The sequence below is a fragment of the Amycolatopsis marina genome (genome assembly GCF_900111885.1).
In the GTDB taxonomy this organism is placed as follows: Bacteria; Actinomycetota; Actinomycetes; order Mycobacteriales; family Pseudonocardiaceae; genus Amycolatopsis; species Amycolatopsis marina.
This window is the reverse complement of sequence record NZ_FOKG01000017.1, coordinates 1-26,624: the sequence shown is the minus strand read 5'-3', so window position 1 is coordinate 26,624 and position 26,624 is coordinate 1. Positions and strand designations below refer to the sequence as shown.

27 protein-coding genes are annotated in these 26,624 nt (G+C 67.5%); 10 read left to right on the top strand and 17 right to left on the bottom strand.

Features of this window, described 5'->3' with window-relative positions:
• The first annotated feature begins 10 nt into the window (after window positions 1-10).
• The 4 genes from BM199_RS24345 (at window position 11) to BM199_RS24330 (ending at window position 5,934) form a co-directional block, all read left to right on the top strand.
• The gene (locus BM199_RS24345; RefSeq protein ID WP_091675901.1) at window positions 11-2,581 is read left to right on the top strand and encodes a type IV secretory system conjugative DNA transfer family protein; all 2,571 of its coding nucleotides are present in this window, start codon (window positions 11-13) and stop codon (window positions 2,579-2,581) included.
• 135 nt (window positions 2,582-2,716) lie between these two features.
• Window positions 2,717-3,805 (top strand): replication-relaxation family protein, encoded by a 1,089-nt coding sequence (locus tag BM199_RS24340; protein WP_091675899.1) that lies wholly within the window; start codon window positions 2,717-2,719, stop codon window positions 3,803-3,805.
• A 68-nt stretch (window positions 3,806-3,873) separates the two neighbouring features.
• Window positions 3,874-4,860 carry a VldE C-terminal domain-containing protein gene (locus tag BM199_RS24335; protein ID WP_091675896.1) on the top strand — a complete coding sequence of 329 codons (987 nt, stop codon included), beginning with the start codon at window positions 3,874-3,876 and terminating at the stop codon, window positions 4,858-4,860.
• 360 nt (window positions 4,861-5,220) lie between these two features.
• Window positions 5,221-5,934, top strand: coding sequence for a hypothetical protein (locus BM199_RS24330; protein WP_143101907.1), 714 nt, complete (start codon window positions 5,221-5,223; stop codon window positions 5,932-5,934).
• A gap of 132 nt (window positions 5,935-6,066) precedes the next feature.
• Here BM199_RS24330 and BM199_RS24325 read toward each other — a convergent pair whose 3' ends face one another.
• Window positions 6,067-8,103, bottom strand: a complete 2,037-nt coding sequence (locus BM199_RS24325; protein WP_143101906.1) for a hypothetical protein — start codon at window positions 8,101-8,103, stop codon at window positions 6,067-6,069.
• Window positions 8,104-8,402: 299 nt separating this feature from the next.
• Between BM199_RS24325 and BM199_RS24320 the strand changes: the two genes are divergently transcribed.
• Window positions 8,403-9,296, top strand: a complete 894-nt coding sequence (locus tag BM199_RS24320) for a pPIWI-associating nuclease domain-containing protein (RefSeq protein ID WP_218160428.1) — start codon at window positions 8,403-8,405, stop codon at window positions 9,294-9,296.
• A 422-nt stretch (window positions 9,297-9,718) separates the two neighbouring features.
• Here the strand turns inward: BM199_RS24320 and BM199_RS24315 are convergent, their stop codons facing one another.
• Window positions 9,719-10,396: an 8-oxoguanine DNA glycosylase OGG fold protein gene (locus BM199_RS24315; RefSeq protein ID WP_143101905.1), complete on the bottom strand. Its 678-nt coding sequence runs from the start codon at window positions 10,394-10,396 to the stop codon at window positions 9,719-9,721.
• A gap of 165 nt (window positions 10,397-10,561) precedes the next feature.
• Window positions 10,562-11,344 carry a hypothetical protein gene (locus tag BM199_RS24310; RefSeq protein WP_143101904.1) on the bottom strand — a complete coding sequence of 261 codons (783 nt, stop codon included), beginning with the start codon at window positions 11,342-11,344 and terminating at the stop codon, window positions 10,562-10,564.
• 174 nt (window positions 11,345-11,518) lie between these two features.
• Between BM199_RS24310 and BM199_RS24305 the strand changes: the two genes are divergently transcribed.
• Window positions 11,519-12,736: a HEPN/Toprim-associated domain-containing protein gene (locus BM199_RS24305; RefSeq protein WP_143101903.1), complete on the top strand. Its 1,218-nt coding sequence runs from the start codon at window positions 11,519-11,521 to the stop codon at window positions 12,734-12,736.
• Between the two features lie 512 nt (window positions 12,737-13,248).
• Here the strand turns inward: BM199_RS24305 and BM199_RS24300 are convergent.
• Window positions 13,249-13,845 carry a COG1361 family protein gene (locus BM199_RS24300; RefSeq protein ID WP_091675880.1) on the bottom strand — a complete coding sequence of 199 codons (597 nt, stop codon included), beginning with the start codon at window positions 13,843-13,845 and terminating at the stop codon, window positions 13,249-13,251.
• Window positions 13,846-14,455: 610 nt separating this feature from the next.
• Between BM199_RS24300 and BM199_RS24295 the strand changes: the two genes are divergently transcribed.
• The 3 genes from BM199_RS24295 (at window position 14,456) to BM199_RS24285 (ending at window position 16,095) form a co-directional block, all read left to right on the top strand.
• Window positions 14,456-15,412 carry a prolipoprotein diacylglyceryl transferase gene (locus tag BM199_RS24295; RefSeq protein ID WP_091676092.1) on the top strand — a complete coding sequence of 319 codons (957 nt, stop codon included), beginning with the start codon at window positions 14,456-14,458 and terminating at the stop codon, window positions 15,410-15,412.
• A gap of 129 nt (window positions 15,413-15,541) precedes the next feature.
• Window positions 15,542-15,736, top strand: a complete 195-nt coding sequence (locus BM199_RS24290) for a hypothetical protein (RefSeq protein ID WP_091675877.1) — start codon at window positions 15,542-15,544, stop codon at window positions 15,734-15,736.
• Between the two features lie 17 nt (window positions 15,737-15,753).
• The gene (locus BM199_RS24285) at window positions 15,754-16,095 is read left to right on the top strand and encodes a hypothetical protein (protein ID WP_091675874.1); all 342 of its coding nucleotides are present in this window, start codon (window positions 15,754-15,756) and stop codon (window positions 16,093-16,095) included.
• Between the two features lie 104 nt (window positions 16,096-16,199).
• Here the strand turns inward: BM199_RS24285 and BM199_RS24280 are convergent, their stop codons facing one another.
• From BM199_RS24280 to BM199_RS24260, 4 genes are all read right to left on the bottom strand, one after another.
• Window positions 16,200-17,441 (bottom strand): DUF2075 domain-containing protein, encoded by a 1,242-nt coding sequence (locus BM199_RS24280; protein ID WP_091675872.1) that lies wholly within the window; start codon window positions 17,439-17,441, stop codon window positions 16,200-16,202.
• A 51-nt stretch (window positions 17,442-17,492) separates the two neighbouring features.
• Window positions 17,493-17,858, bottom strand: coding sequence for a hypothetical protein (locus BM199_RS24275; protein WP_091675870.1), 366 nt, complete (start codon window positions 17,856-17,858; stop codon window positions 17,493-17,495).
• Window positions 17,858-18,187 carry a hypothetical protein gene (locus BM199_RS24270; protein WP_091675867.1) on the bottom strand — a complete coding sequence of 110 codons (330 nt, stop codon included), beginning with the start codon at window positions 18,185-18,187 and terminating at the stop codon, window positions 17,858-17,860. The genes BM199_RS24275 and BM199_RS24270 overlap by 1 nt, the downstream gene beginning before the upstream one ends.
• A gap of 234 nt (window positions 18,188-18,421) precedes the next feature.
• Complete coding sequence (locus tag BM199_RS24260; RefSeq protein ID WP_091675862.1) at window positions 18,422-19,027, bottom strand: hypothetical protein; 606 nt, start codon at window positions 19,025-19,027, stop codon at window positions 18,422-18,424.
• Here BM199_RS24260 and BM199_RS24255 point away from each other — a divergent pair.
• Window positions 19,020-19,388 carry a hypothetical protein gene (locus BM199_RS24255; protein ID WP_143101901.1) on the top strand — a complete coding sequence of 123 codons (369 nt, stop codon included), beginning with the start codon at window positions 19,020-19,022 and terminating at the stop codon, window positions 19,386-19,388. The genes BM199_RS24260 and BM199_RS24255 overlap by 8 nt on opposite strands.
• Before the next feature lie 189 nt (window positions 19,389-19,577).
• Here the strand turns inward: BM199_RS24255 and BM199_RS24250 are convergent, their stop codons facing one another.
• The 9 genes from BM199_RS24250 to BM199_RS24210 all read right to left on the bottom strand — a co-directional run bounded on the left by BM199_RS24250 (window position 19,578) and on the right by BM199_RS24210 (window position 26,303).
• Window positions 19,578-20,066, bottom strand: coding sequence for a hypothetical protein (locus BM199_RS24250; RefSeq protein ID WP_091675857.1), 489 nt, complete (start codon window positions 20,064-20,066; stop codon window positions 19,578-19,580).
• A gap of 13 nt (window positions 20,067-20,079) precedes the next feature.
• The gene (locus BM199_RS24245; RefSeq protein ID WP_091675855.1) at window positions 20,080-20,301 is read right to left on the bottom strand and encodes a hypothetical protein; all 222 of its coding nucleotides are present in this window, start codon (window positions 20,299-20,301) and stop codon (window positions 20,080-20,082) included.
• 121 nt (window positions 20,302-20,422) lie between these two features.
• Complete coding sequence (locus BM199_RS35235; protein WP_425425580.1) at window positions 20,423-20,929, bottom strand: DUF6283 family protein; 507 nt, start codon at window positions 20,927-20,929, stop codon at window positions 20,423-20,425.
• Window positions 20,926-21,258: a hypothetical protein gene (locus BM199_RS24235; RefSeq protein ID WP_091675852.1), complete on the bottom strand. Its 333-nt coding sequence runs from the start codon at window positions 21,256-21,258 to the stop codon at window positions 20,926-20,928. Before BM199_RS24235 ends, BM199_RS35235 begins: the two co-directional genes overlap by 4 nt.
• Entirely contained in the window at window positions 21,258-21,803 is a 546-nt protein-coding gene (locus tag BM199_RS24230) for an SH3 domain-containing protein (protein WP_091675849.1), read from the bottom strand. The genes BM199_RS24235 and BM199_RS24230 overlap by 1 nt, the downstream gene beginning before the upstream one ends.
• 63 nt (window positions 21,804-21,866) lie before the next feature.
• Window positions 21,867-22,310, bottom strand: a complete 444-nt coding sequence (locus tag BM199_RS24225; RefSeq protein WP_143101900.1) for a hypothetical protein — start codon at window positions 22,308-22,310, stop codon at window positions 21,867-21,869.
• A 53-nt stretch (window positions 22,311-22,363) separates the two neighbouring features.
• On the bottom strand, window positions 22,364-23,239 hold the full coding sequence (locus BM199_RS24220) for a hypothetical protein (protein WP_091675842.1): 876 nt from the start codon (window positions 23,237-23,239) through the stop codon (window positions 22,364-22,366).
• A 103-nt stretch (window positions 23,240-23,342) separates the two neighbouring features.
• Window positions 23,343-25,088 (bottom strand): VWA domain-containing protein, encoded by a 1,746-nt coding sequence (locus BM199_RS24215; protein ID WP_091675840.1) that lies wholly within the window; start codon window positions 25,086-25,088, stop codon window positions 23,343-23,345.
• Between the two features lie 48 nt (window positions 25,089-25,136).
• The gene (locus tag BM199_RS24210) at window positions 25,137-26,303 is read right to left on the bottom strand and encodes an AAA family ATPase (RefSeq protein ID WP_091675836.1); all 1,167 of its coding nucleotides are present in this window, start codon (window positions 26,301-26,303) and stop codon (window positions 25,137-25,139) included.
• Between the last annotated feature and the right edge of the window lie 321 nt (window positions 26,304-26,624).

Below are 26,624 nucleotides of genomic sequence, written 5' to 3'. Positions count from 1 at the left end.
GAGCTTCGTTATGGCCGTGCGTCGTGCGGTATTTCCGGTGATGCAGAGCTGGGTGGGTGACTATCTGCGCGACCCCAGCGGTACCGGCCTCACCCTGCTCGCCGCCCTGCGCGGCTGGGCGCTGGTGTGCGGGCCGGTCGCCGTCCCCACCCTGGCCGTGGTCTTGGCGGGGGCGTTCGTGGTGCGCGGTTGGTGGCGTCGTCGCCGTCACGCCGTGTTGCAGGTCGATGCTCGCCGGATCACCGTGCTCGCCCCGCCCACCGTCGATCCCGCCGGCGCAGCCGCGGTCTGGTCCAACCTCGTCGGGCTCCTGCGCCCGGCCTGGCGACGGTGGTGGGCCGGGCAACCCCACCTGGCGATGGAGTATGTGTTCGGCGAGCACGGCGTCACTGTGCAGTTCTGGGTCCCCGGCCCCATCCCCCCGTCCCTGGTGGAGCGGGCCATCGAGGCCGCCTGGCCCGGCTCGCACACCCGCACCACCCCCGCCACGCCCCCCTTCCCCGCCGTGAAGACGGGGTGGCGGCGGATTACCGTCGGCGGTCACCTGCGTCTGGCCCGATCCGAGTCGCTGCCGATCCGCACGGCGTTTGACGCCGACCCGATCCGGGGGCTCCTGGGCGCCCCGGTGGGCCTGGGCCGTGACGAGCGCGCTTGCGTGCAGATCCTCGCCCGCCCGGTCACCGGGCGCCGCGTGACCCAGGCCCGCCGCGCCGCCCGCCGGGTGCACCAGGGCTCCTCGGGTCGCTTCGGTGGCCGGGTTCTCGACGCGATCAGCCCGGGCGCGAACGCCACCCGAAGTGGCCGGAGCGCGGACTCGCGGCGGATCAGCACCGATCCGCAGCTGTCGCTGGAATACTCCGCCCAGAACAAGGCCATAGTGGGCAAACAGCGCGGCTCCCAGTACGACACCGTCGTGCGCTACGCCGTCGCCACCGACCTGTCCGGCGACACCTCTGACGAGCTGGCCCGCCAGGCCCGCGACATCGCCCGGGGCCGGGCACATGCGCTGGCTGCCGCGTTCGCCGCCTACACCGAGCACAACCACTACACCCGCACCCGGCTGCGCCAGCCTGCCCACACCCTCGCCGAGCGGCGCCTCGATCGCGGAGACCTGCTGTCGGTCCCGGAACTGGCGGTGATCGCGCACCTGCCCACCGACGCCGAAATCCCCGGAGTCGAACGCGCGGGCGCCAAAGCGGTCGCCCCGCCGCCCGGAGTCGCCACGCCAGGCCCCGAGGTCAAACCGCTCGGGCAGGCCGACACCGGACACGCCCGCCCGGTCGGCCTGCGCGTCGCCGACGCCCGCCACCACCTCCACGTGCTCGGCGCCACCGGCAGCGGAAAGTCGACCCTGCTGGGCAGCATGATCCTCGACGACGCCGACCACCACCGCGGGATCGTCGTGATCGACCCCAAAGGCGACCTAGTCACCGACGTGCTCAACCGGCTGCCGCGCTCGGCCGCGCAGCGGGTGGTGCTCTTCGACGCCGACTCCCGCCACCGCCCACCCATCCTCAACCCCTTGGAGGGCGGCGAAACCGACCGTGACGTGGACAATCTCGTGTCGGTGTTCCGGCGGGTGTACTCGGCGTTCTGGGGGCCGCGCACCGACGACTTGATGCGCGCCGCGTGCCTGACGCTGCGCGCTCAGGAAGGCGTGCCCACGCTGGCTGATCTCCCGAAACTTCTGGCCAGTGAGGCGTTCCGGTCCCGGATCACCGCCGGGCTCACCGATCCGGTTCTGATCGGGTTCTGGCAGTGGTACGACGACCTCACCGACAGCTCTCGCTCCCAGGTGATCTCACCGTTGATGAACAAACTCAGAGCGTTTCTGTTACGGCCCTTCGTGAAAGAGGCCATCGCCGGAGGCCGCTCCACTGTGGACATGACGCAGGTGCTCGACGAGGGCGGCATCTGCCTAGTGCGCATCCCGAAAGGCTCACTCGGGGAGGAAACCACCCGGCTGGTCGGGTCGTTGGTGGTGGCCCGGACCTGGCAGGCCACCACCGCCCGTGCCCGCGTTCCACAGCGACTGCGTCCCGACGCCAGCCTCGTCATCGACGAATGCCACAACTTCCTGAATCTGCCGTATCCCCTGGAGGACATGCTCGCCGAAGCCCGTGGCTTCCGGGTGTCGATGACGCTGGCGCACCAGCACCTCGGGCAGCTGACCCGGGAACTGAAGGAAGGCATCTCCACCAACGCCCGCTCAAAGATCTTCTTCTCCGCCAGCCCCGAAGACGCCCGCGAACTCGCCCGCCACACCGCACCCCGACTGTCCGATCACGACCTGTCCCACCTCGGCGTCTACCACACCGCCACCCGCCTCGTCGTGCACGGCGAGGAAACCGAGCCCTTCACCATGACCACCACACCCCTGCCCGACCCCATACCCGGGCGAGCACGGGAAATCCGGTCTGTCCTGCGTGCCCAGCGCCGCGCGCACAGCACCCCGAACGCTGACACGACACCCCACATCAGCGCTCCCAGCACCGCCACCAGGACACGGGCCGCGCCGACCGGACGGCGGGTGCCACCAACCCGGCCACCCACGACCGATCCCCGCCGCACCCGCCCATAACCACCGCGCCACACAATCAACTTGCCGCAGCCGCCGGTCCCCGCCCCGGGCCGAGTTCGGACTGCCCACAAGGCTTATCCACACCCATTGATCACTTGTCCACACCCTGTTGACACCTCGTCGAGGAGAACATCCGTGATCACCACCGCCACTCGCCAGCACACGCTGCGCGGCCATCTGCCCGGCCGCCACACCGCCCGGGCCGCGAGTTCGGTCGAGCACCAGGCCATGCTCGCCTCCCGCCTCACCGCCCGCGACAAGTGGCTGCTCGCCCTGCTGCACGAACACCGTGTCCTGACCACCGCCCAGATCCAGGACGCCGCCTTTCCTTCCGGCCGCTCGGCGCGCCAGCGGCTGCGCGATCTCTACCTCTGGCGCGTGGTGTCCCGGTTCCAGCCGTTCCAGCAACTCGGATCCGCGCCCATGCACTACGTCCTCGGCCCCGCCGGAGCGGCCGTCCTCGCAGCCGAACACGGCCTCGAACTGAAGGACCTCGGCTACCGGCACGACCGCGCCATGGGCATCGCCCACAACCAACGCCTCGCCCACACCGTCGGTGTCAATGACTTCTTCACCTCGTTGATCGCCCGCACCCGCCACATCCCGGCGGCGGGCCAGGCGGAGGCGCTGGGGGCGTGGTGGTCGGAATCCCGCTGCGCCCGCCACTTCGGCGACCTCGTCATCCCCGACGGCTACGGCCGCTGGCGCATCCGTCATGGCAGCACCTCACGGGAGGTGGAGTGGTTCCTCGAGTTCGACACCGGCACCGAATCCCTCACCAAAGTCGGCCGCAAACTCACCGGATACGCGCGGCTGGCCGAGTCCACCGGCATCGCGACACCGGTGCTGGTGTGGCTGCCCGCCACCCGCCGCGAAGCCGGGGCCCGCACCGCGCTGGCCCGCGTCCACGCCGACCTCGACAACCCGCGTGCGGTACCGGTGGCCACCGCGGCAGCCAACCTGCTCGACCCCACCTCGCCACACCCGAGCCCAGCCGAGGCGGTGTGGCTGCCGCTGACCTCAGCGCGCGCCGACCGCGCCGGCCCGCGCTACCGCCTCGCCGACCTCGCCGACGCCTGGCCCGGCCTGCCGCCACCGGCCGACACCGCGGACGACCAGGGCGAGACCGGTGACAGTACAGCGGCCTCGCCGGACCGGCTGCCGCCACCGAGCCCGATTCCACCTCCAGCCACACCAAACCGGCTCGCCCGCAGCGACACCTAAAAAAACAGCCCCGGCAGCACCGGCCCCGGCAGCCCTAGCGCGCCACGAAAAAAGGGAGCGATCCAACGATGGGAACCAAACTCGGAGCCGGTCTCGCCGCCCTCATCCTCACCATCCCCCTCCTCATCGGCGCCGGGATCGCCGGAATGGTCAGCGCGTTCACCGGAGGTCCCTCGGGTTCGCTGATCTGCACACCCGACGGTGCGCCCACCCGCACCGTGCCGGGCCTGACCGCCGAACAGCTAGGCCACGCCGCCTCCATCGTCGCGGTCGGCAAACAGATGCAGGTACCCAACTACGGGTGGGTGATCGCGATCGCCACCGCGATACAGGAATCTGGCCTACGCAACCTCACTTACGGCGACCGCGACAGCCTCGGTCTCTTCCAACAACGGCCCTCCCAAGGCTGGGGCACACCCGAGCAGATCCTCACCCCCAGCTACGCCGCCACCCAGTTCTACAACCACCTGCTCACCGTGCCCAACTGGCGACACATGGACCTTGCCGAGGCTGCACAAGCCGTGCAGCGCTCCGGATTCCCTGACCGCTACGCCGCGCACGAGCACCGGGCCCGCCAGATCGTCGGCGCCGTCGCCGGCGTGTCCTGCGCCAACCCCACAGGAGCACCGGGCCACATCCGTACCGACTGGCCCCCTGAACAGGCCACCGAACGCGACCCCACCAGCAACGGCCGCATCACACCCCGCACCCTCGCGCTGATCCACGCACTCCGAACAGTGGGAATGACCGGCACCGGACTCAGCTGCCACGCGCCCCGCCCGGCCAACCCGGCCTCCGACCACCCGAAAGGCCGCGCCTGCGACATCATGTTCAACCCCCACGACCCCGCCTCGATCGCCGACGGATGGCGAGCCGCGAACTGGCTCACCACCCACCAAGCCCACCTCGGAGTCCGCTACCTCATCTGGCAGGGCCAATACTGGTCAGCCGAAAACCCCACCTGGACGCCCTACACCTCCACCGCCTACGGCTGCCCCAACCCCGCCAACCTCACCGGCTGCCACTACGACCACGTGCACATCTCCATGTACTGAAAAACGGCCATATCGCATCTGATGCGAGATTCGCACTGTTAAAATAAGCAGTCGTACTCGCTGACATGCGAACTGACGCTATCAGCGTCATCGACGGTTCACCTCACCGTACACGCACTCTGACCAGCGGGTTCGTCGGCTCGCCTAGGGCCGAGTCTGCATGCCTCCAGTCTGACGGAGGCTGCCACGTGAGCCGTGTGATGTTCACCCTGCACCAGTGCTTGACCCGCGAGCTTGGAGCTTCTCGCTGTCCGCTGTCCGGCGTGCGCCTACGGGCGGTCTGATGTCCCATACTCGATGCTTCTAGTGATCGATCACGGAGGGGCGCCGACGTTGGACGCAGGGGACTCGGCGGCATGGGTGGCTGCGATTATCGCCATCGTTGCGGCAGTGATCTCGGCGGGTTCGACGGGCGTTGCGATCTGGCAGGCGAAGTTGGCAAAGCGGAGCGCTGATGTCGCTGAGGCCGATCTTGCCGAGAGCCGGAGGCAGACCAAGGCGGCAGAGCAGGCGGCCGTCGCTGCTGAAGAGCAGGTCGCAGAGGCACGACACCAGAACGAGATCACAGAGCAGCAACTGCATCTCGCCCAAGAAGAACTCGAAGCTGGGCGCCAGCGCCACAAGCAGACGCAGGTTGCCAAGCAGGTCGCGACGGTGCACGAGGTTCTACTCGCGGCCGATGCCCTGCGAGAAGAGCTCCGCGACGATGCAACCGCCGTTATCGAACACCAGAACCGCGTCGACGGCCCGTTCGGGATCGGACCACAGCTGTTGATGTTCGGTCGCGCCGAGACGCAATGGGACACGGTGGTGAACAAGATCCGCGTGGACAAGCCGCCAGCGCCCGAGGTTACGGCCGCGATCGACACTTACGACAAGTTCGCGAAGACCGCCGTCAAAGCGATCGAGGACTCCCGAGACAAGGCTGAGGAACGCCGACTATCCAAGTCGGCGGCGGAAACGCTCGTCGTTCTGGTCAACCGCCAGGACGACGAATACGAGTCCCTGAAGCGGGCATGTGACGAGTTCTTCGCTTTCAACCGCGTTGATCCCAGCGACCTCACCGCCAGCTAACGTAGCCTTGAGAACTGAAGCCGCCAGGCGGCTCGCACCGGACGCCCTCGATGATATCGGGACAAGAACTCGCCACTTACGAATATGGCTCTGCGCCACAAAAGGGCAATAACATCAGACGCATGCGTCAACCTACTTCTTGGTTATCTCATTAAAGTTGGCGACCAGGAAACCACTGATCAGGCCGCCGACGGGCTCTAAGATAGGGTCAACGCAAGCGGCCCGTCCCTCGGAATCGGCGCGCATCATGAATAGATCAAAATCGTGATCGGTTGGAACGATGGTGGTCGAGATGAGGGCGGGCAGTTCAACACCGGCGAGACACCAATTCGCTACTACGTCCTCGAAGCGCAGCGGATCGGTGAGTAAGACCGGTGCCTCCCCCATAGTAAACAGCTCCCCGGTCTCGTGGTCCGAGAGATAGAAGAGCGGAGCGTAGTAGTTCTCACTCGTACTGTGAGCGGAGACGGTCGCTTCAGTGATCTGGACGGCGCGGTGGGTCACTACCTCCGGCGGATTGGGATCGTCCGCACATACAGCAATCGACCGCTTGGAGTAGCCGCGGAGCCCGTACACCATGGGATCTCCTTTGATGGCGGCCTCCGACGCGGAACTGCTTAGCTGCCCGGCCATCTGTTGGGCCTGCCGACGATTGCCCCGATGGACACGTCCTCGGACAAGTACGTATCTGCTCGTGCCGTCACTAAGGTCATACTCGACCGCCCACCCACCAGTGGTACCTCCACTGTTTCGGGGGTTCCAGCCAACTCGCAGGAGTCCTGCGTTCCCGCTACCGCGCGACGAACGCCAGATTCCTTGCCCGCCACGCATCTGGTTGATCCAAGTCTTGTAGTCGAAGTCGATCAGGGACGGCGTGGCGGCGAAGGCCTCTGCTTTGACCACACCAATGATTCGATGCATCGGCCGAAGGCAATGACGGTGCACGAGCCCGACCTGATAGGGGTGGTCGACGTCGTCGACTTCGACAGAGTGGGCCCTGTCCTGGGAGATTGTGCAGCCGCAGACCAGGCAGGTGAGCGGGTCGGTTGCCGCCTCGATGACTGCCTGGTACCCGGCGGCGTGGGCTTGCGCGAAAGGCGTGTCGTCGATGTCGCCGAAGTCGGCGTCGATCACAACGATCTCGCCGCTGATCTGGGTAGCCAACTCGTCTTCAAGTTCACGGGCCATGCCGCTGTAGGTGGCGGTTCGTCGCAATACTCGCCAACGAACTCCGCCAGACAGGTCGACGAACCCGCCGGTGAAGCGGACACGTCGGGTGCCGTCATCGTCGAACCGCCGCAACTCGGCCAGATACGTTCGCCCGTCCTCATCTTCTCCAAGCACCACTTCGCGGCCCATCGACACCTTGCCTTCAAGTGTGAGTGCAGGTTGATGATCGTCCGGCCGCGGGAAGGAGTCCGATCTGGAGCGCTTGACGGGTAGCAGTGCTCCGAAGCGGGCGGTTAGCCCTGCTTGGTCGATCGACATGCGGTTGCGAGCCAAAGTTAGGCAAGTAGCGACAAGGCCACGCCACATCACCATAGGCTCGGAATCAGTCACGGTGGATAGCGCCGTGACTGCCATACGTTCCCCGATGGAGTTCTCGCCGATATCGAGAGTCTCAATATGGGTAGCTTTGAGAATCGCCACGAATATGTCAACGTCGCAGCGGCTCCCACTAATGACCTCATACTCGCGGAATATGTGCTCGCGAATCGCCTTGAGCGTCTCGTTCTCTCTTTGGTTGAGCGGATTCGAACTGTGTCCTGCCTGGTTGAGTCGGTAAGAGTTACATAGCTTCTTGAGATCCTGGCGGATCCTTGCAGAGGCAAAAGGTGAGACTGCCAGAATATATTGGCCACTCTCGCGATGCTCATGATACGCAGCGACGATCTGTCGGATGACCTTCCCCAGTTCCGAGTCGACGCTGGACGACAGCGTGACCGTGTTCTTCGCCTGGATGAGGATCCGGCCGCGAGGCAGCACCAAAGCGATATCATCGACAGCGTCAGCGGTCTCGAAATGGACCTCAAGAGGGACATCGCCATCTTGGCCGAGACCAAATGAACCTAGGTCAGCGACGTCGGTCAGCATACTGACTAAGGCCAAAGCACCGACTCGTGCTTGAAAATCGATACCCGAGTTGGTTGCTGCGCCCCCACCGGTCATGTTGCTGGATTCTAGTTCCACGACCGTACAGCGCGCACCCATCCTGACCACCGGCATCCTCGACCTCGGCCTGACAGCCTAGTGCCGTCAACTCGCAATGTCGCGAGCCGTCGCCCCTCTCCGGAGCATCGCCCACCCCGGCCGACCTGCCAAGGCGTTCGCAATCCTTCCTCACCGCCGCCCGTATGAGGCCCGTGCGTGCGTCAAGCTGAGGCCCAAGCCTCGACGATGAGTGGCGGTGGGCGTGTCCGAGTCTGATTGTCGGTGGCAAGCAGCATACTCGGTGAATGGTGAGGAGAGTGACCCCGTCGCAAGCCAAGGCTGCGGTGCGGAAACTGCAGCGTTCAGTTGACGACTACAACCGGGCGGCGCGCAAGTACAACGCCGGCGTGAAGAAGGCCGTCAACGACTACAACCGCGAGGTTCGGGCGTACAACACACGCGCTCGAGCCCACAACCGTCGGGTCGAGAGCGATCGGCGCCGGCTGCGGCAAGAATTACAACGACTGAACTCGCGGCCCACGACGAGCTCGAACTATACGTCGTACCGCAGCTCGTCGACCTCGTTCGTCCAGACCTTCCAGGCCATTGATGCGCAGGTCAGACCAGGTACAGCTTCGGATCTCGACCAGCGATTCATGGATCTGGCCAGCGACGAGGTGGCCAACAGCCTTTACGTCGCAAACGCCCTGGACGGAGACGGAGACCCGGCGTCCGACCTCTCGGAGGAGGAACTGAGTGCGCCCAGCATGGGCTCGGAGTTGGGGGCCTTCGGTGAAGACCTCCTCAGGCGATGGGTCGGTGCCCTGTACTCGCTCAACCCCAACAACCCAGACGCAGCACGGCACTTCTGCACCAGCGCCCGCGAGGTCGTCGTGTCGATGTTGGACCAGTCGGCCCCCGATGCCGCGGTTGAGCGCGACGACCCCAACTGCGAGCGGACTGGCAGCGGCGCTGTCACCCGCCGCGCGAAGATCAGCTACTTACTGCGCAGGCAAGGTATGGCGATGGAAGGACTCACCAACGTCGCCGCCGCCAACGTGGAGAACGTTCTCAAACTGTTCCGTACGTTCAACGACGGCACTCATGGCCACGCCGGGAAGTTCTCGATCACGGAACTGTCTGCAATTCGCACACGGGTCGAATCAGCCATCGGCTTCATCCACGAAGTTGTCATCGGCCAGACGAGTTGACCACCTGCCGCTGAGCCGAGCCCGCTTCCCACCTGGACACCAGTCGACGGACACGTCTCAGCGGGGGGACGAACGCACCCTGGCTCTGAGCAGACGGTAGCGGCGTCCACCGGACGCCGGACGTCCGGCGGCGGCCGCTGAACTCGCCACGTACGAATATGGCCCTCCGCCGGTATTTGGTTGCGGGTGGACCCGGCGGTGCGGAGGATGCGGCCTGACCCGCCGGGTCGCGCTGCGAGCGGTCGACGGCCAGCCGGACCTGTGCCCCACCTGCTACCAGGCACCCACCGAGACCTGCAGCCGCTGCGGCGCCGAGAACCTGTGCCGTCGCACCACCAGCGACGGCACACCGATCTGCTTTCGCTGCCAACTCGACCGTGGCGGCGTGGAGACAGGGGCGTTCTCGCGAGATCCTGTACCTATTACCGTGTGAGTTCGAAAATGGCTTGCTCCACCTGTGGGCGAGTCCGCCCGAACTGGCGACCCCACTCTCCGAGCAACCCGTAGTACAGTCGGTAAGACTCGGTGCGATCGACTCTCAGCCGAAGAGCGATGTTGGCGTTCAGCCAGACGGCGACACGCTTGTCCAGAATCGGTGCCGCCGCAGGAGTGTCGGGTCCATCCACTGCGGACACGAAGTACAGCCATTTGGTGAAGTACGCTCCACCGAGATACTTGATCCGCCCGGTTCCGTACATGTACGAGTACGCCTCCACCGGACCCTGCTCACGCACCACGCTCACGGCGCCGAGGAGCCTGTCAGCAATGTCCGGACGCACCGCGGCGTCGCGAGATCGACTGCCGCCGACGCCGGTCAGAACCCGCCGCAGGCGACTCGGCCCGTATCCTGCCAGCCCATACCCCCAAACCATCGCCGCGGTGAAAGCTGACAGAACACGATCGTTGTTCAACTCCGCCAGGACGAAAGCAGCGGTCGTGTGCCGGTCCACCCGGTCCTCCAGCGCAGTCAACGCGTCGACCACATCAGGGCGATCGCGCAACTGCGCGAACCACACATCTCGGTTCCAGCCGAACGCACTTTGCCGTGCCGGGACTGCCTCAAGAACCGGCATCAGGGTCGGAGGTACTGGATGAATCATGGCCACATCGTGCCGCAGGCCCCGGGACACAAGCCAGCTCAGCAACGAACGCGGCGAGGCACGACACTGCATGCTGGGCGAACCGATGGCGAGTTGGGCGAGGAGAAGCACCCGCCTTCCACTCGTTCGTATATCAAGCAGTAGCGGACCTTCGCGGCCGACCTGCTACTTCCCGGCTGTGTACCTTCCCAGCAGCCCCGCCGTAGCCGCCAGGATGGCATCGGCATCCGGGCGGCTCCAGGTGAAGCCCTCGGTGGTGCTGTCGTCGTGGTGTGCGGCGTTGACCATGCTCTTGACGTCCCAGTAGATGGCCGCCCATCGCTGCTCCTGGGTGCGCCGAGCGGCCGGAGTTTCCGCCACGCTCTTTGCCGAGGGGAGGCTCACCAGCCGGGAGATGTTCTCCAACACCCTGCGGCAGGTGGCCACGCTGTGCTCCGACCGCTGGTCCCGCAGCTCGGCCCGCGCCTGGCGTAGCCGGGCGGCGGCCTGAGCCAACGAGGCGGCGGCCTCGTCGGAGGCGGCCGGCAGCAGATCGAGCGCTGCGTCGGTCAGCGGGCTGGAAACCCGGACCAACACGCCGACTTCTGCACCTGCCTGGTCCAGCAACTCCTGCCAGCGCGTCCGGGGAATACGCACCGGCAGCTCCTCATGACCCGCCGGATGCACGCCGCTCGGCGCGGCCAGCAGGGTGGCCTGCAGCTTGAGGCGCAAGGCCACGTCGTCCTGGCCGCGTGCGCGCTCCAGGCCGATGAGCTGGTCGTCCGCGAGGGAGACGACGAGCTCCTCCCCAGCTGCGTAGCCGCGAAGCGTCACGACCCGGGCCTCCAGGCCGGCGACCCATCGGAAAGACGGCTGCTCGGTCCAGACGGTGCCGGTCAGGAGCACCTGGGCGTTGCTCTCCGGGTCCTGGGGGTCAAGCCAGGTCCCGGTCATCTGCACTGACAACACCAAGCGATGGTTGGCCACGCCTGGTGTCAAGTGGATGTCCCCGAATGAGACATGGATCTGCCCGAGGGGAGGGTAGCGGATGGATGCCATAGTCACGGGAGTAGGAGTAGCACGAGACGCGGCAAGTCCGCTCCGTGGCTGCTGTCACTGCGGCCTCGCGGGAAGATGGTCCCCATGTCTGCACACAGCTTCATGGAGATAGGTGGCCATCTGCTGTTGGCCTGCCGGGAGAGCTACCTGCCGAACCTCGCAGCCCTGTTCACCGAGGACGAGCTGCGGCATGACGACGAGCAGTTGGGCTACGTCTCGACGGTGCACGAGGTTCGGGACCGCCTGCAGCTGCATGGGTTCACCGCTGACAGAGCGCGGGCGGAGCTGGACAAGGCGGTGCAGGCGTGGCACGCCAAGCACCCGAGCCCGGCTGCTGACGAACTGGGTGTGCCGGTCAGGGACGCTGCCATGATCCTCTCCGGGCTCGGCGACTTCGTGAACAGCGCTGACGAGTGGGCCACTTACGAGTTGCCTGAAGACGTGGAGTGGCAGCTGGACGCCCGGATTATCTTGCGGCTGGCCATAGACGTCAGCGCGGACGCGGATCAGCCGGTGCGCTACAACCTGGACGACTTGCAGCGCTACCAACTGCTGGCGCCCGGCACGCCGATCACCGTGGAGGCCCGCTCGGAACGGCTGCGAGGGATCGCTACCGATGCCCCGCTCGTCATACTGACGGAGGGTTCCAGCGACTCGCAGCTGCTCACCGACGCGATCCGGGTGACGCATCCGCACCTCGTGGGTTTCCTGCACTTCATGGATTTCGGCAACGGCGCGGAAGGCAGCGCCGGAAGTCTGGCGAAGTTGGTGCGGTCCTTCGTGGGCGCAGGCATCGCTAACCGTGTGCTGGCCTTAGCGGACAACGACACGGCTGCGCACGACGCGTTGGCCAAGCTGAAGCGCGAACGCCTGCCGGACGACTACCGCATCATGCATTACCCGGCGCTGCCGCTGCTGCGGCGGTACCCCACGCTTGGACCCCAGCTCGCCGACCCCGTCCTGATGAACGTGAACGGCAAGGCCGGGAGCCTGGAGATGTACTTGGGTCAAGACCTCTTGACCGTGGACGGCGAGTTGGTCCCGGTGCAGTGGGTGGGCTATGTCGAGGGCCAGAAGGGCTATCAGGGCGCCATCTCTGCGTCGGAAAAGAGACGCATACAAGCCGCATTCCGGAGGAAGGTAAAGGCAGCGCTACAGGACCCGCACCTGCGCGAAACGCAGGACTGGAGCGGAGTAGAGGCAATCGTGGAAGGCATACTCTGTATATTCGAGCAGAGCTACGCCGAGCAGAGGACGCATGGCTGCGATGGCAAGAGGCCGCCCCCGCCGTCGCGGTGTTGACCGCCGAGTACCCGACCGGCGCTGACCGGTCCAAAGCACACGCGGTGCGCCCGAGACGGCTCAACCTTGTCGCCCACCAGCACACTGCGAATAACCGACTCGGGCCCGCGACAGCGACACGGGCAGGACATTCGCACAGTTCGAATATCTACACTCCGCCAGTAAATGGTCGAGAGTTTCATCTGATGACGCACGCATTCGGTACCCTTTGGGTATCTGATGCGACTACTACACCAGTGGCGAGACGGCTCGACCCGCTAGAATGGGTGTCTCACCCATTCTGATCACGAAAGGGCGCCTGACCAAACGATTCGGAGCACGCAATGATCAGAAGGTTCTGCCATGTGGAGCCGCAGGAACGGCTATTCGCGGCTTGGAACGGTTGGAAGTGCCAACAGCCCAGCACGTTTCACACGCGCCGGCTTGCGCCTGGCAACCCGCGAAGGCAAAATGCAAGTAGCCACCTCAATGCCCTGGTCAGGAATCTACCTGTGTGCGACACCAAGAGCGGGTCAGTTCGAGCGGATCGTGCGGACCAGTGCTCGTAGCGTTTTGATCTTCTGCTGTTCGAGTTTCACCAGTTCGGTAGTCTGACTCGGGTTGCTCTCAGTCTCCTTGAGAATGTGGTCCGGATGCAAGTAGTACATGTCCTCGTACTGGGTTCCATCCGGCCCCTCGTACACCACCGTCACGGTGATCGGCCTAAGGGTGTCGTACCCCGCGCGGATCACATTGCTGAGCGTCCAGCCTGGCGCCCAAGTCGTGATTGGAGTGGCGTACCGCTCGTAGATCCACTTCATCATGTTGTCATCAGGCAACTCGTCCAGATCGTCAGGTGGTGGAGGCTCGATTCCCACGTTGACGTTCTTCGCGATCGATGCTCCTAGGTTCTTTAGCACGATCAGGGTTGTGCCCTCTGAAAGCAGCTCACGTCGCAGCTCGGCGACCATGATCGGCCGAGTCTTAGCCCGACTATCCTCGCGGGTTGCCTTCAGCGTGTGGCCAGCAATGAAGGCGGTGATAATGACGGCCACCGCCATCAGAGCAGTGGCCACGGCAGTCACGGCTCCTGCGATCGATCCAAACGCTATCCAGTCCGTCTCCGACATGCCCTCAGTGAACCACTCGTCGCCGGTCAGTGTCGCCGCCCCATGCGTGCCCGGCGGGGCGACATCGCTGTCGTCCCGCCGGATGCCGTGTGCGTGAAATGTCCGGTGCCCACCAGCGTTGTTCGGTAGTGGCACCGGAATGCGTGGTGGACGAATTGGCGCCGCAGGCGAGCACGTCAGCACCAGCGAGCGCGGCGGACCGGGATTTGTTTCAGCCGTCCTGCCACAAGATCCCCTGTGGCCGACCGCCGCCGCTGGTGAAGAACTCCCGCAAGCCGCACGCACCTCTGTCACCGAAACCTCAGCGGTCGCGGTCACCTCCCGCAGGTGCCCCATGTAGTCGTAGGCGACCTCGCCCTGGGCGGTCTGGGCGCTGCAACTGATGACGCCCCCGGACTGGTCCGTTTTCGCCGAATCGGAGGCGCGTCGCCGTGCGGCGTGGTCGTGTGTACACACGAGACACTTGTCTTGTTTGACGAATCGCTTGACATGGAGGCGGTGACGAAGCGTCCATAGTCGTGTAGCCCGAACGACCGGATGCGCACCGGCGGGCCACGCCCCGGCCGGGGCATGACCATCCCATTCCGCACCAACACACATGGAGTTCGTCATGTCCCGAAAGAACCGCGACAACCGCACCGTCAACGCCGCCGCCATCACCGATGACAACGACCGCCACCTGCACGCCGTGGTCGACGACCCCCGCCAGCAGAACGAACCGTCCACGGAGGACAAAGTACGGGCGGCGCTGACGGACAATCCCGTTTCCACGACCGCGAAGCTGGCGATGGCAGCCGGGGTCGGCCGTTCGACCGCAGCGAAGATCCTGGCCCGCTGGGACCGCGAAGGCACCGCGATCCGCACCGCAGGCGACGGTCCACGCAATCCCGACACCTGGACAGTCGCACCCTCGGACCGCGACACCGCCGCACCCGATACCGACGACGTGCAGCCGGACGCGACGGCGGCGACACCCAGCACCGACCAGCCGACCGAGCACGCCAGCGACACCGTCACCACGGCCGAGCAGACGAGAGCGACCGGGGAGGCAACCATCGATGTCGATGACTCCGCCACCGAGGACACCACGGTGGCGGAAGCACCAGGGACCACATCGGAGACCGACGACGACAACGCCACCACGGACACCACCAACCACGCGCCCGCCCCGTCCACCAACGCCGACGACGACAAGAGCGGCGGCACCACCTCGCCGCCCGGCACGGCGCCGCAGGATCCCGTGGACAGCGCGACCGAGGCCGAGCCGTGTCCGGCAGAAACTCCTGCGGTCGCCGACACCACCCCCACCACCCCCACGGACAAGGATCGACTGCGTAAGGGCGGACTGCGGGCGTTGGTGGAGGAGTACCTGACCACACACCCGGGCGAGAGTTTCGGGCCCGCCAAGATCGGCAAGGACCTGGTCCGCTCAGGCGGCGCGGTCAACAACGCCCTGGAGAAACTCGTCGCCGACGGGTACGCAATCAAAACCTGCGAGGCGCCGAAACGTTTCGCCATCAACCCGGACAAGACCGATGTCCCAGAGACGGCGAACCACGGCGCGTAGCCACCCCCTGGGCCACCGACACCAACCCGATACCCGTGCGCAGGGCCGCCGCCACCAATCGGGGACGACGGCCCTACGCGCTGGTTTTCTCCGGCACATTTGCCGCAACCTTCGAAGGAAGGGCCTGTCATGCACCTCCCGCCCTATTCGCTGCCGCTGCTGCGGGCAGCGCTGCGCGGAACCGTCGGCGACGACGAGCTCACCGTGTCGGCCGTGATCCCCGATGCCCACCGAAATCCCGACGTGCCCCGTCGGGTATCCGGGGCCGTGGTCGGGCTGGGGTCGCTGATCAGCGTGCGCGGCCGGGACACCGGTGCGCGCTGACCGAGGACATCCACGCCGTGTGGATCACCCACGCCACAGTCGAGCGGCGGTGGCAGCGATTGACCCGCCGCTCCTATCGGCGCGGCGAGGCCACCACCGGGCCCGCCGTGATTCGGCACCGCGTCGGAACCCGGTACGCCGTGTTCACCTTCCCGTGCTGCGGTGCCCGCACGTGGGTCGACGTCGCACTGCTGGCCTACCACTGGCTGGTTCCCGAACGCCCGCTGGTCATGCGCTGCGGGCGGCGCTACGACCACCGCAAACTACCCGGGCACAAGGAATGCGACTGGGCCTGGACGATCACCATCGTCCCGGACGACGACGGCACCACGCCCGCCACCATCACCTGGACCGCGTAACCTTGCCCACGCCACCGTGCCCGGCCGTCACCGACGGCCGAGGCACGGCTGCATCGTCCAACAACGAGCTGCACGTCGGAACCCGTGCTTTGGCGGGGCTTCGGCTATGGGTCGGCGAGTTCATGCAGCAGGGCACGCGTTTCGGAGTCGGTGGAGTACAGGATGGTGCCCGCTCGTGCCCGGGTGAGCAGGACGCGGTAGGTGCGGCGCACCCACAGGTTGAAGTCGGCCGCTGCGGCGCGATCGAGGGCGTGGTCCCGGGTGGCGGCGGTGTCGGTGACCCACCGGTCGCCCCGCCAGAGCAGGTCGGGGCCGAGGATGACGCCACAGTAGTCGTACTCGAAGCCTTGCGCGGTGTAAATGCAGCCGACCTGGTCGGCTCCGGCGGGATCGAGGGCCCACAGCGGCGAGGGCGGCAGCCCGTTGACCGCGCGGTTGCCTTTCACGCTCCACGGGTGGCGCCAGTCGCCTAACACGATGTCGTCGACCAACGGATTTCCCGGAATCGCCTCGCTCCACGGCCAGCAGTATCCGGCCGTCATCCGCGCACTCGCCCCCCGCTCGGCCGTGGCGCGCAGCATCTGCTCCAGCTCGCCGGGGCTGTCGGCCACCCGCAACTCGAAACCGTCCTTCTCCCCGTTCCATGAGGCCGGAGGCAACGGCCCGTCGTCGAGGCCGAGCAGGCGACGGACCCAGGCGTCATAGCGCGGGCTGCGGCTGCGGTGCTGGCTGTCCAGATGCAGGGTGCGCACCGTGGCGCCGCACGCGCGCGCGGCGGTCTCGATGTAGGTGCGGGTGCCGATCTGCCCGGGGCGGACCGCCTGCTCCTCGTCGAGGCAGAACACCACGACCCGGGCGGCGTCGAGCAGCTCCGCAGCTTGAGTGCGGTCGCTGCGGCGCGAGGCCGGGGTGTAGCGGGTGTTCGAGGTGGCGCGCAGCTGATGCGCGTCATCGCAGACCAGCAGATCCAGGTCACCCGGCTCGATATCGGCGGCGGTGCCGAAGTACTGGAACAGCTGCTGGGTCTGGCGGGAGCCGTGTCCGGCGGTCTTGCGCAGCGCGGTGGTGAAGGCCTGCGAGCCGGTGGCGTGCCGGGCCCGGTAGCCCGCGCGCAGCGCCTCGCCGAGCAGGGTCACGGCGAGGGCGCTCTTGCCGGTGCCGGCGCCGCCGGTGACCACGAGGGCCGTCGTGCTGCCTGATGGTGCCGCGAGGAGCTGGCGCACGTGGTCGCAGACGGCCTGTTGGTCCTCGGACAGCGTGAACACCTCGGCGTCGGTCAGCGAGGGGGCTGCGGCGTCGAACAGCGAGTGCGCCGCGGAGGGTGATGGTGATCCGGCGGTCGGCATGGTGAGTACGTTCCTCCTCGCTGCGGGACCACGTGGGCGGGCCCAGGGGTCTCAGGACTCGGTGATGGTCGTGCCCGGACGGTCACCCAGAGCGAGCAGGGCCGGGGCGGAGTGGTCGGTGACGACGTGGGTGATCAGGACGAAGCGGTGCCCGTGGCCCTGGTTCCAGTTGTGCTGATCGGCCAGCCGCCGCATGTCGTCGAGCACTCGCTGGTCCTCGACGCTGGAATCCCGGTGCTCGGCGGGTTCGCTCAGGCCGTAGAAGGTCAGCTGGATTTTCCGGGACGCGGGCCGGACGGCGGGCGCGCACCGCACGGCCTGCCACTTCGGGTCCGTGTGGGCCGCAGCATGCTGGTGACCTCGGCGGTCAGCCAGACCGCCAGCTGCGGGTAGCTCGAGCCAGGCGCTGTTCGTCATTAGCGCTCGCCGAACACCGGGGCCGAGGTGTGCTCGCGCAGCGCCTGCTCCAGCACCGTGACCGCGACCCGGCCCAGGACGCTCGCCGTGGTGGCCAGGGTGCAGGCAGAGGTCGCGTCGTACCAGTGCTGTGCGGGCAGGTCGGCCAGCACGGTCCAGCTGTGGCACGTGGTGCGGCGTTCGGTGACCGCGCTGGACCGTGGCGCCGAGTGCAGGTCCCGGACCACACGCACGCGCAGCGTGTCGGGGCCGTGGTGATAGCAGCGTTCGAGCAGGTGGTGCTCGCCGTTGGTGGCGATCCGCTCGTCGACCAGGCGGGGCGCGCTCACACTGGGCTCCCCGACCGAGTCCGATGCCCATCCTCCGGCCTCGTCGCGGTCCTGTCGGAGTCACGGGTTCCCTCGGATTTCACAGGCACCGTCTGGAATGTCCACTCGTCGCCGTCGATGCGGTGGTTCCCGTCCGTGTCGGGCTCGATGCGCCAGGGCAGGTACCCGTCCAGCGCCCGTAGGTGCTGGTGCACGTGGACGAGGGTGTCGCCGTCGAAGTACACCTGCGGGTGGTCATCGGGGGCGCTGTCGTGGTTGAGGGTGCAGTACACGGCCACGGCCTCGGCGATCTGCGGCCGGAATACCGGCACCTACGCTTGCCCGGGCGGAGTGTCGATCCGCGGGGAATCCGCTCACGGGCAGGTTGTCGGGATCGCAGGTGACCAGCGTTTCGCCCGGGCGCGGGTCGTGGCGCTCGGTGTCTCGCAGCACGTCAAGCTGGCGGTAGAAGCGGGCGCGGGTGCAGGTCGGGGCGGACAGGAACCAGCGACCCACTTCCCCGAGCGGGTAGCGGTCGTCCTCGCCGAGGGCGATCTCGTGGCGTTGGTGAGCGGCCTTCCCGGTGAAGACCACCAGCAAGTCGTCTTCGAACCGGGCCAGCGGGTACCAGTCCGGGTCGAGCGGGTAAACCAGGTTCAGCCACTCGCACACGGCCTCGGCGACCTCGCGACGTAGCCGGGGCCGCACCCACAGGCCGTGGTGGCGGCACGGTTCGATCACGGCGGGGAAGCTGACCTGGTGTGGCTGGGTGTGGGCGGCGGGCACGAGTTCGATCCAGTTCTCGCCGGCGGTGAGGTCGGTGCCCTCGAACGAGTCCGTGGCGGTGGTGGGCGTGCTCATCGTTGTTCTCCTTCAATGGTCGTGGTGTGGTTGCCGGGGCGGTCCAGCGGTACGCGGCCGGATCCCAGGTGGCGGTGGTCATCAGGCGGTTGAGGTCGGGCAGGCCGGGGCCGAGCATCCACCCGAACTCCGCGCACTCGGCCTCCTCGGGCCACCGTCCGGTCCAGACGTCCTGCGGGCAGCGGCACGACTCGGTGTGGCCGAGGCGCTGCAGCCCGGTAGCCAGGCAGTGGGCCACGTCGCAGCCCTCCCGGTGGGCATGGCCGGTCTCGACGTCGCAGTCCGGGCAGTACGGCTGCAGCGGGGTCATATCGGTGGCGGCGGGGCGGGTGGGCATGCTGACCTCCTGGTCGTGTCGTGATGGTCGTGGAGGAACGATGGATGTGGAGGAACTCGTTCTGTTCCTGGGTCGCGTAGCCGACGTGTGCAACCGCGCGTCGCCTGTGATGAGTTGGCGCTGACCGAGGACCAGTCCGGCTCCGGCGGTGATGGCCTTCGTGATTGGCAGGTGCGTGCCCGCCCAGGTCGAAGTCGTATGTTGTCGAGCGGCTCATCGGGTCTCATCGCCGAAGGTCGGCAGGGCGGTGGGTTTCGGGCGCATCAGCGGCATCGGCACCGAGGGCGGTGCGGCCGGGTCACGAAGCCACGCGTAGATGTCGTCGGGGCCGAGTGGGTCGTCGCCCTCGGGAAATCGCGGATCGTGCGGGTCGATGCGGTGCCAGCTGATCCCGCCGCCCACGGTGACGAACACTGTCTGCGGTGCCGGATCGAACACCATGATCCAGCTGCTGTTGTGGCTGGTGGACCACGGCCATGGCCAGCCGAGTTCGCGCCTGTACGCGTGGCCGAGGCGTTCGCCTTCCCACACGTCGAGGGTGTCGGCGACTGCCGCGCGGAAGGTGCGTTCGTCGGTCGCAGTCAGTGCCAACCGGAATGGTGGGACGGCGAGAAAGTTCTCTGGGTAGCATTCCCCGCGCAGGGAGCCGATCCAGTCGGCGTTCTCGCCACGTCCGAAGTAGAAGTCGGTGTAGCTCGACATGGGTTGTCACTCCTCACCGTGGTGGCGCGTACGGGTCCCGAGTCAGCGGGGCCGGAACGCAGGCGTAGGGGTCGGGCGGCGCGTACGGGGACACCGGAAGGTCGTGGGGCGCGGTGTCCTGGTCGCGTTCGCTGGCGCGGCCGAGGATGTAGGCCAGCACGATGACGGGGGTCCACGGGCCGGGCAGCAGCACGGCCAGCACGGCCCACACGAGTCGTTTCTTCCTGTCGTGCATGGCTTTAGTCCCCTTTCCCATTCACCGATGGGATGACTGGTCAGGTGACGGCCGGAAGGCGCTCACGGTCGGCCCGGAAGTCGTTCTGCCGCGCCTAGGGCCGCGCACGTGACGGTGACGGCTACCGCTGGTCAGGCGGAGCGCCATCCGGGCGGAGATTGGAATCCTCCGTGGAGGGTGGCCGTGCTTGGGCGGCAGTCATCTGCGGAAACGACTCGAACAGCGGTGGCCAGTCTGGGGCCGGGTTGAGTGTTTCGGGGGCGAGGCGGCCGGTCGCGACGGCGAGGCGGACTCCGAGGTGGTGGACGCCAGCTACCGCGAGCCATCCGGCGCAGGCTTGTTCGTGACCGTCGGCTGTCTTGTGGCAGGCGAACATCGGCGCGTCGAGACGCGCCTCGGCACCGGGAGCTCCGGAGGTGTGGGCCAGTGCGGCATACCGGTCGGCGGGGAACTGGCCGGGCGGTGTGTCACGACGCCACGGGCACTCGGCGCAGGGACGACGCCGATGCGGTAGAGCTCCCGTTGCCCCGGTTCCGCAGGTCCCGGTACCCGATGTTCCCGGGGGTACGCACGGGTGTGCCGTAGCCGCCTCGGGCGGGACGGTGTCGGCGCTCTCGTCGGCGATCATGATGCGGCACTGACGGATCGACACGACGTGGGCAGCAGGGTGGCGCGGTAGTGGATGGCGCCGTCACCCCAGCAGCGGCCATGGCCCACGCTGGCGACCGTGCGCCCGGTCAGGGACTCCACCGCTGTGGCGACGGCGCGCGAATGGGTCATCCCGCCGAGTGGGCTGATCGTGTAGTCGGCCCAGCGGTCCGATCCGGTCAGGACGTGGACCTGGAAACGGGTGTCGACGAGTTCGCTGATCGCGCACCAGGTGTCGGCGTCCACGTGGGGCACGAGATGCCCTGCGAGGGTGTCGGGATAGTCGGGCGGTACGACGTGGGTGTTCATCACACCCCTCCGCTGCTCTCGTGGAGGTGGCTCTCGCGTGCGCCGTGGTCGGGCGCGTAGAAGCAGTACTGGTGGTGGCCGGGATCGCCGTGGAATTGGTCGGGTGCGGGATTGCCGCCGTGGTCCGGGTAGAGGTGGGCACCGAGGTCCGCAAGGCCAGCGATCCGCGCTACCGGGACTGCGGTGGCTCCGCAGAACGGGCACGGGCCCAGCAGCAGCCAGCCCCACAACGGGTCGAACCCGGTCAGGTCCTGAATGAAGTACCAGCAGCGGCCGTCCTCACTGGTGACCTCGATGAGATCCCCCGGGGTGGTGCCGGTCCCGATGCCGTGCTGGCGGTCGGGGTCGTCGCGCACCACAACTGCGTCGACACCGACGTCGAGGGCGGTGGCGATGTTGGCGGCGGTGATCGCGCGGCGGTCCCACTGCAGCTGGAAGGTGCGGCGGTCGGCGAATTCGCGCGGGGCGGTGTCGCGGTGACGGCGGGCGAGGCTGATCGCGCGGGCGGTCGACGACGCGGGCGCGTCGGTCGGTGTCGTGGTCATCGTGAACGGTCCTCCTGTGCGTGGCGGTGGGTGGCGCGATTCATGCGAGTGGTCATGTCTGGTTCATCCGAAAGTGGGGATCTGGCCGAGAGTGCCGACGATGTCGGCGACCATCGCGGGCACATCCATCACCACAAACACGCCGTAGCCGCCCAGTTCGGTGTTCGCGAGCGCCGCAACGTCCGAGCGGAGTACCGCGTCGATGCGCCCGGTCTGGAGATTCTCGAACGTAGCGTTGGTGTCCTGGAGCAGCTTCCATGCGCGCGGGCAATAGGTTTGGACCGCTGTCTTCCAAGCGTGTTCCGGTGGGTCGACCATGCCGCAGTACAACCCAGCGACCACTGCCGCCTTCGACGCATGCCCCGACAAGAGGTAGGGCCAGTTGAGATCGAATTGCTCGGTGGGGCGTGCCGAGCGCATGCGGCCGGTCAACACTGGAAGAATTTCTCCGGCCTGCGATTCGACGTGCCGATAGAGGTCTCGTGGAACTTTCGTAAAGGTGGTCATGGTGTGCTCCTGGTGTCGTAGCTAGCTCGACCGGGTCGTGGGTGCGCTGGGTGTCAGGTCCAGAACGGGGCGGGGTCGGTGACGACGGTGACGGTTCCCGGTCCCCGTCCGTGGGTGCGCAGGTCCGGGCCGTCGTGTTCGCTGACGATGTGGGGCAACAGACGGAAGCGGTGGTCACAGTCGTCGTGCGGGTTGGTCCAGTTGTGGTGGGCGGTCACGGTGGTGACGTGGTCGAGCGCGGCGCGGACGCGTGTGGCGCGGTCGTCGCCGTCCCCGGGGGTGTCGTCGAGGCCGTAGAGGTAGAGCTTGATCTCGGCGCGGGCGGGGTTCACGGCGGCGGCGTAGCGCACGCCCGCCATAGCTGCCCCGGTCAGGGTTCCCATGATCCAGGCCGCGAGGTTCGCCAGGTCGAGTCCGGCGGTGTCGCGGTAGGACTCGCCGTAGCGGCGACTGGCCGGAGTGAGCTCGACCGCGCTTGCTCCCGAATCGGTGAGGGTGATGGTGTGCCATTGCCCGCCCCGGCGGCGGTCCGGGTGCGGGCGGTAGTAGAGAACCTGGCCGTCGTCGAAGGTGTAGGCGGTGCGTGCCCAGTGGTCGGTGTTGTCCCCGTAAGGGGGTGGGCACGTGCCGGGGTCGGGTAGCGGGTCGGTGTGGTCGCAGTGGGAGTCGCCGAACCCGCCCGCGCGCCACGCGGCGGCGAACGCGACGAACGCGGCACGGTAGTCGCGTTCGGTGGTCGCGGTCAGCAGCTGCCGTCCGATGGGCAACGTCGCGACGGTGGCGGGGTCCGGGGGTGGCGTGTCGGGGTAGGTGGACAGCAGGCCGATCGGGGTGGACGTGTCACCTCGGCCGAGGAACAGCCCGGCACGGACGGACCGTGCACGGTCGGCGACTGTGACGGGCGCGGTGGTGTTCGTGGTGGTGTTCATTGTGGACACTCCTTCGCATCTGGGATGGGTGTGATGGTCGGTGGGGCCCGGGCGGGGGTGACATGGGGGGCTGTGGCCCCCGCCCGGGGTCGAGGGGGTGGGGTTAGCGGGTGGTGCGGAGGGCGGTGGTGGCTGCCTGTCCGATGGCGCGGGCGGTGGTGGTGGGGTCGGTCAGGGTGTGCACGGTGGCGCCGTTCATCGGGTCGGTTCCGGGCTTGTCGGGCGCCAGCCACAACACCGCGCAGCCGCTTTTCTGCAACCGGTCGAGCATCTTCTGGCCCGGTTTCCGGGTTTCGTGTTCGAAGTTGCCGTCGGAGATGATCACCAGCAGGCGCGCGGCGGTCGGGCGGGACAGGTCGAGCGCGCCGTCGAGGGCGTTGATCGCGGTGTCGATGACGTGCCCGCTGAGGCAGGTGCCGAATTGGGTGACCTTCGCGGGGGTGGTGCCGGGGCGGGTGATCGGGGTGACGATGCCCGCGCCGAAGACCACGGTGGCGGTGGTGGCGGGTACGGCGGTGTGGCGGGCGGCGTGGGCGAGAATCCATGCCGCCGAGGCCACGGGGGCGGTGAACGCTTTCATGGAGTCGGTGACATCGCAGATGATGCCGAGCCGGAGCGGCGGGGCGGGCACGGTGGCGCGGGTGGTGCGGGTGAACGGTTCGGCGGTGGGGATCGCGCCCGCCGCGCGTTGTGCGTCGGCGGTCATCGCACCCCGCATCCGCAACCGTCCCGGGGGTACGGTCGAGCGGGTTTTGGTGGCTGTGCGGTCACGGTGTCCGGCGGTGGTCAGCGCGCGGGCGAGGTGCCGCGCGGCGGTTTGTTCGGTCGTGTGTGGCGCGCGGGTGCCCCGGATGTGGCGGGCGGCGGTACCGGCAGTCCCGAACACCGCGTTCGCGGCGTTCTGTGCCTGCTGGCGCGCCTGGTTGTCGGCGGCTCGGGCATCCATGGCCTGCGTGGTGGGGTCGGTTGGGGCAGGTTCGGCGGCGACCGCGCGACCGATCGCGGCGGCGGCGCTGCTGATCGCGTTCGCCAGCGGCGACGGTGTCCCGTTCCCGCTCCCGTTGGTGGTGGCGTTGGGGCCGGGGGTGCCGGGCGGTTGGTGGGGGTCGGTGCCGATGGCGTCGCACCAGCGGCGCCCGAGCTCAATCATGGCCTCGGCGTTGTCGTCGGCGGTGCGGTGCGCGGCGCGCCAAATTCTGCGCAGGGTGGCGAGGGTGTCGGTGCCGAGAACGTCGCGCACGACGCGCTCAACTCGGGCGACTTCGCGGCGGTTCAGGATGCCTGCGTCCACGCGCGCCAGCAGCAGCGCGGCGCTGCGGGCGGCGTCCTCGCGGGTCATTTGCGGTGCGGCGGCGGGGTCCTGTGCTTGGGTGTCGGCGAGGATGAGGTTGGTGGCGCTGGCGCGCAACCAGTACCGGTCCCCGGGGCGGCGGCGGACCTGTGCCGCTTCCATGCGGGTTTCTTCCAGCAGGTCCGCCGCCGCGACCGCGCCCGGGGGTGCGTCGTCGGGGGCGCGCCACACGGAATGTTTGGCGTGTCCGCATTCGTGGGTGAGCAGTCCCCACGCGGTGCGGTAGCGCTTGCGGTCCCCGACCCGGTGCGGTGCGACGGTGGCGGGGTCGACCCCGTTGTCCATGTGGGTCCCGTCCACTTCGATGGTGGCCAGGTCGGGGAAAAAGCAGGCGGGCGCGCCGTGGCCTGCCCCGGGAGCAACGGTGACCACGAGGTCGTCACGGTCGGCGATGGCCGGGACCTCGTCGCCGAACGCGGCGGACAGGGTCAACCAACCGGGGGCGGCGGGAAACACGGCGGTGGGTGTGGCGGCGTGAGCGGCTACATGGGTGGCCATCATGTACGTCCTTTCCGGACGGTCGCGCGAGTTCGGCGAGTTGCGGGGCTAGAACTGGGGCCCGAGTGAGAGCGGGGCGACGGTGGCGCCGAACACGTTGCGCACCACCTCGGAGACCACCTCCTGGTCCTCTTCGGGTGCGATGCCGATCAGGTTTCCGGCGGCGTCGACGGTGCTCAACGCATCGGCAATCCGGTTGAAATCAATCAATTCGCGCAACTGTGGCGCCCACCCAATTTCGCCCTTTTTCTGCCGTGCGGCCAGATTCCGCGCCACGCGCACCGCTTTCGGGTCGATCTTGAGCTGGGTGGCGAGGTCGTAGTCGGTGGACACGTGGATATGCGCGGCGAACCGCGACGAGAGCGCGTCGGTGAGCACCGCCCCGTGCACCCCGGGGTTGTGTCCGGCCACGACATAGAACCCGGGCGCGGCGTCCACCACCTCGTTTTTGTGGGTTTTGATCAGGATTTGGCGGCGTCCGTCCATCGCGGGGTAGACCACCGCGAGCACGGTCGGCGGGATGAGGGTGGCGTCGTCGATGAACAGAGCCCGCCCCTCGCGCATCGCGGTCACCAGCGGGCCGTAGGCGAATTCGTAGCGCCCGTCCGGGGTTTGGCTGTAGGAGCCCACGAAGTCGTCGGTCACGGTGTCGCTGTCGCCCTGAATCGTCACGAGGTCGTCGAACGCCGCCTCCACCACCGAGGTTTTCCCGGTACCGGGCGGGCCATACATGAGCGCGGACACCCCCGCCTCGCGCAACCGCCGCAGCGCCGTCACGTCCGACAACCCCGACAACTTGCGCGGGTGATACATCTGCCCGTTCGGGCGGCGTACCGGCCCGGTCACCAGCGCGGGCGCGGCGGGTGGCGCGGCGGGTGCCTGTGCCGACGGGGCGGGGGCGGTGGTGGTGCGCGGAGTGACCGTGGCGGTTTTCGCGGCGTCGGCGGTTTTGTCGGTCGCGCGGTAGGTGACCGGGTTGGTGCCGACCCTTTCTGCTTCCCCGCGCGCTTCCAACGTCGCCAACGCGTTCCCGACCGCACCGGATGACTTCCCGCCGAGCTGGTTCGCGATGGTGCCGGGGGTGAGCGCGGCGGTGGGGTCATGGGCGAGTTGGTCGGCCACCATACGCCGAAGTTCGCCGTTGCGCAATCGGTGTGCCGCGCCCGGGGCGGCGGGCGCGCTGCCCGTGGCCGGAGTCGTGGCTGGCGTGGTCATGGCGTCGGGTCCTAATCAGTTCTGGGAGTGAGCTATCCGGCACACTCCTGCTGGTAGCCGGCCGGCAGGTGAGCACTCTCGGTTCCTGGATTTCGAGTCCTGGTGAAAGACAGTGCCCCTGCCGGTAGGCCGGGAGAGTTGATCGCTGCTGGGATGTCGTGCCCCGCGTGAGGGTTGCGGGAAGCACTGCTTGATTAGGTCGCTGATGGTTCTCCCGCTGGCTGCACAGGGTGATCGGCATCGAGAGCGGGAGGACCGTTGCGACTGTTCGTGGGAGATGACTGGGCCGAGGACCATCACGACATCGAGCTGATGGACATG

Coding starts and splice junctions, on each gene's coding strand:
- BM199_RS35235 (WP_425425580.1), bottom strand. CDS start 20,929: ATGATCGCCGACGAGAGCGCCGACACCGTCCCGCCCGAGGCGGCTACG.
- BM199_RS24275 (WP_091675870.1), bottom strand. CDS start 17,858: ATGACGAACAGCGCCTGGCTCGAGCTACCCGCAGCTGGCGGTCTGGCT.
- BM199_RS24235 (WP_091675852.1), bottom strand. CDS start 21,258: ATGAACACCCACGTCGTACCGCCCGACTATCCCGACACCCTCGCAGGG.
- BM199_RS24315 (WP_143101905.1), bottom strand. CDS start 10,396: ATGATTCATCCAGTACCTCCGACCCTGATGCCGGTTCTTGAGGCAGTC.
- BM199_RS24225 (WP_143101900.1), bottom strand. CDS start 22,310: ATGACCACCTTTACGAAAGTTCCACGAGACCTCTATCGGCACGTCGAA.
- BM199_RS24325 (WP_143101906.1), bottom strand. CDS start 8,103: ATGACCGGTGGGGGCGCAGCAACCAACTCGGGTATCGATTTTCAAGCA.
- BM199_RS24245 (WP_091675855.1), bottom strand. CDS start 20,301: ATGCACGACAGGAAGAAACGACTCGTGTGGGCCGTGCTGGCCGTGCTG.
- BM199_RS24230 (WP_091675849.1), bottom strand. CDS start 21,803: ATGACCACGACACCGACCGACGCGCCCGCGTCGTCGACCGCCCGCGCG.
- BM199_RS24335 (WP_091675896.1), top strand. CDS start 3,874: ATGGGAACCAAACTCGGAGCCGGTCTCGCCGCCCTCATCCTCACCATC.
- BM199_RS24290 (WP_091675877.1), top strand. CDS start 15,542: ATGCACCTCCCGCCCTATTCGCTGCCGCTGCTGCGGGCAGCGCTGCGC.
- BM199_RS24295 (WP_091676092.1), top strand. CDS start 14,456: ATGTCCCGAAAGAACCGCGACAACCGCACCGTCAACGCCGCCGCCATC.
- BM199_RS24250 (WP_091675857.1), bottom strand. CDS start 20,066: ATGTCGAGCTACACCGACTTCTACTTCGGACGTGGCGAGAACGCCGAC.
- BM199_RS24280 (WP_091675872.1), bottom strand. CDS start 17,441: ATGCCGACCGCCGGATCACCATCACCCTCCGCGGCGCACTCGCTGTTC.
- BM199_RS24210 (WP_091675836.1), bottom strand. CDS start 26,303: ATGACCACGCCAGCCACGACTCCGGCCACGGGCAGCGCGCCCGCCGCC.
- BM199_RS24215 (WP_091675840.1), bottom strand. CDS start 25,088: ATGGCCACCCATGTAGCCGCTCACGCCGCCACACCCACCGCCGTGTTT.
- BM199_RS24300 (WP_091675880.1), bottom strand. CDS start 13,845: ATGTCGGAGACGGACTGGATAGCGTTTGGATCGATCGCAGGAGCCGTG.
- BM199_RS24345 (WP_091675901.1), top strand. CDS start 11: ATGGCCGTGCGTCGTGCGGTATTTCCGGTGATGCAGAGCTGGGTGGGT.
- BM199_RS24220 (WP_091675842.1), bottom strand. CDS start 23,239: ATGAACACCACCACGAACACCACCGCGCCCGTCACAGTCGCCGACCGT.
- BM199_RS24305 (WP_143101903.1), top strand. CDS start 11,519: ATGTCTGCACACAGCTTCATGGAGATAGGTGGCCATCTGCTGTTGGCC.
- BM199_RS24260 (WP_091675862.1), bottom strand. CDS start 19,027: ATGAGCACGCCCACCACCGCCACGGACTCGTTCGAGGGCACCGACCTC.